Genomic DNA, 3,352 nt, shown 5'->3' with positions numbered 1-3,352 from the left:
TACCATCTCCCCGGAAATAATCTCCACCTGTATTTCATAAAACCGGTCTTTTGGCGCCTGTTCCATTACCAGATAATCAAACAAAACCTTGATAAGCTGGTAGCCTTGTTCTATCGCACTTTGCCCCAGAACAAAATCAACGGTACCGTTTTTTAATAAAGTACTTGACTCCGGGAGCAAATCGTGGCATATTAATTTTATACGACTCTTATTATAGGACAGCGACAGAGCGCTGGCAACACCGGCAATTCCTCCGCCAGCCACATAAATACCTTTCAGACCAGGATATTTGTTGCAATATTCCAGTGTGATACGGAAGGCATCTTCTTTCCGATCCTGGTTTTCCTGAATATCGATAATGGAAAGGGGAGTTTTACTTTCCGCAATTCTTGATGTAAATCCCAATAAACGGTCCTGATGGCAGGATAGATTTTTCGTACTAATAATTACGCCGATATCCCCTTCTTCCGGGATAATTTTTTCCATAAGTCCAGCGGCGATCCTGCCGCCTTTGTAATGATCCTGACCGATAAAACAGATCTCGTCAATACCCTCTAATCTGGAATTAAAGGTTACAACAGCAGTTTTGTTTTTGGCTATCTGATTAATTTTAGATTTTACCTGAACATCGTCCATGGGAAGGACTGCCAGACCGGAAATATTCATTGTCTGAAATTCGTTCAGGATACTCATCAGTTCAACAGGATCTAAGGATGAAAGCATCCGGACTGTGATTTCAATCCCAAATTGGGTAAATTCTTTTTCTGCTTTCCGGATTCCTTTTAGCGTATATTGTATGTAGGTATTATATTCCGGAGTTAAAATAATACCCAGTTTATAAGGGTTTTTACTATTTACCAACGCCTTTCCGATCAGGTTAGGCTGATAATTTAATTCTTTTAGAATTGTCAGAATACGTTCTTCAGTTTCTTTCTTTACACCTGGCCGGCGATGGATCACTTTGTCAACAGTTGCACGTGACACATTTGCCAGATCTGCAATTTCTTTGATGGTAACAGCCATAGACTTATACTTCCTTTCCGGCAATTTCTCTTTTTTCATATTAACATAAAATCTCTGTACTGTCTATTCCTTTCAGTAAACCTTATTTCCACATAATGCTGCCGAATCTTACGGAAAATAATTCTAAAAACACTCTTTCTATTTCAGAAAACCGATCTTTGGTATTTAGTAACAAAATCCATGGTTAAAAATAGGTAAAATTAAACTATTGATATAAAATCTATTGCATGTTATGATTTATTTACTAAATGAGCACGAGCACAATTTGAAAGGAGAATTGAAAATGAAATTTGGAGTGTTATATTCCTATTGGGGAAATGAATGGAAATGCAATTATATTGAGACTGCAGGGAAGATACACAAAGCTGGTTTTGACATTATGGAGGTAGGGGCCGGACATCTGTTGGAGATGTCTGAGATACAGCTTAGAGAACTGAAAAACACTTGTGATGAACTTGGGCTGCAGATTACTGCTAACATAGGACCGGCAAAGGATAAGGATGTGGCTTCTTCTAATTCGGCTGTCAGACAGGCGGGCATCACGTACTTGACAGATATCATGAAGAGTATGGCGAAAATAGGAGCTAAGAAAATCGTTGGTGTAATGTATACATACTGGCCCAATGATTTTTCGGACCTTAATAAAGATAAAATATGGAACAGAGGCGTTGATAGTGTGAGAAAAATAGCTGAGACAGCTGAACAACTGGATATAGAAATGTGCCTTGAAGTAGTAAATCGTTTTGAAACACATATTCTCAATACCTGTGAAGAAGGAATAAAGTTTTGCAGGGAAGTTGGATCTTCCAATGTGAAGCTGTTACTGGACACCTTTCATATGAATATTGAAGAAGACAATATTGCAGATGCTGTCCGCAGAGCAGGAAAGTACCTGGGAGAGCTTCATGCAGGGGAAGGAAACCGCAGACTTCCGGGACAGGGCTCCCTGCCCTGGAGTGAAATCGGAAAAGCACTTAAGGAAACCGGCTACGAAGGAAGCGTCGTAATGGAACCATTTGTGAAAATGGGTGGACAGGTAGGAAAAGATATTAAAGTGTGGAGAGACTTAAGCAGAGGGGCAGATGAAGAGAGGCTCAGCAGCGAACTTGCAGATTCACTGGTATTTTTGAAAAACAGTTTTGGCCTTTAAAGCAAGGGCAATCTGAACCTGATAGTGTTTATGTGTAAGCGGTAAAAACAGAAATAAATTAGATTAAAGGAGATTAGTAAAATGGCAGATATATGGATTATGGGAGAGATGATTGTGGAAATTATGCGGACAGAAGAAGGGGTTGCGCTGGATCGCCCGGGCTTATTCAAAGGTCCGTTTCCAAGCGGGGCACCGGCAATCTTTATTGATACGGCAGCAAGGCTGGGATACAGTGCCGGGATTATCGGTGGAGTGGGAAAGGATGATTTTGGGAAAAATATTCTGGATCGCCTGAAAAAGGACGGAGTAGACTGCTCCTTTGTGATGGAAAGCGACACAGGGGCTACCGGAGTTGCATTTGTGACTTATTTTTCGGACGGTTCCAGAAAGTTCATTTTTCATATGGGCAATACTCCGGCAGCAGAAGCGAAAATGCCGCTGAGGGAAGCGCTGAGTGGTGTAAGATTCTTTCATGTAATGGGATGCTCACTTTTGTGTAACAAAACTTTTGCGGGAGAAATTCTGGGTACGATGAAGCTTGCAAAAAGCTTAGGGGCAAAGATTTCTTTTGATCCTAATATACGAAAAGAACTGATGCGTGATCAAGAAGTATCAGAGATTATAAATGAAGTGATGGCGAATACAGACATTTTCTTACCAGGAGTGGATGAACTGCTGCAGATTACCGGTAAAAGTACGGTGGAAGAAGCAGCAGAAGCCTGTTTTGAAAATTCAGAACTGGAGATTCTGGTGTTGAAAAATGGATCCAGAGGATGCAGTATCTATACCAGGGAAGGCAGGTCAGACATCGGTGCATATTCTATTGAGCCCGTGGATGCAACGGGGGCGGGAGACTGTTTTGACGGTGCTTTTATATGTGGGCTGCTGGAAGGTAAAGGTTTAACGGAGGCTGCCAGAATGGCGTCGGCTGCTGGAGCACTGAATACCATGGCATTTGGACCAATGGAGGGAAAGATCAGTCCGGAGTCAGTGAAGGCAATGATGGAGGGAGTAATCAATGAAAAAGGATATAAAACTGGAATTAAGGAATATCTGTAAGAGTTTTCCAGGAGTAAAAGCGCTGGATCACGTTAATATATCTCTGCGCAAGGGAACGGTTCATGCCGTAATGGGAGAAAATGGAGCAGGAAAATCTACCTTGATGAAGATCATCAATGG

Annotated in this window: 4 protein-coding genes; 3 read left to right on the top strand and 1 reads right to left on the bottom strand. The window is 41.5% G+C overall.

Annotated elements, in window-relative coordinates:
* Positions 1–1,062 (bottom strand): LacI family DNA-binding transcriptional regulator (locus ACH2DQ_RS13390; RefSeq protein WP_395027058.1); only part of this gene is annotated, 1,062 nt, incomplete at its 3' end.
* 244 nt (positions 1,063–1,306) lie between these two features.
* On the opposite strand from ACH2DQ_RS13390, the gene ACH2DQ_RS13385 reads away from it, so the two are divergent.
* The 3 genes from ACH2DQ_RS13385 to ACH2DQ_RS13375 all read left to right on the top strand — a co-directional run.
* The gene (locus ACH2DQ_RS13385) at positions 1,307–2,173 is read left to right on the top strand and encodes a sugar phosphate isomerase/epimerase family protein (protein WP_394912214.1); all 867 of its coding nucleotides are present in this window, start codon (positions 1,307–1,309) and stop codon (positions 2,171–2,173) included.
* 81 nt (positions 2,174–2,254) lie between these two features.
* The gene (locus ACH2DQ_RS13380; protein WP_394912213.1) at positions 2,255–3,232 is read left to right on the top strand and encodes a sugar kinase; all 978 of its coding nucleotides are present in this window, start codon (positions 2,255–2,257) and stop codon (positions 3,230–3,232) included.
* On the top strand, positions 3,192–3,352 hold a 161-nt coding region (locus ACH2DQ_RS13375), incomplete at its 3' end, for an ATP-binding cassette domain-containing protein (protein WP_395027060.1). The genes ACH2DQ_RS13380 and ACH2DQ_RS13375, both read left to right, overlap by 41 nt.

Source organism: Robinsoniella sp., from assembly GCF_034124845.1.
Note: the sequence above shows the minus strand (reverse complement) of the source record. Positions and strands in the feature narration are given on the sequence as shown.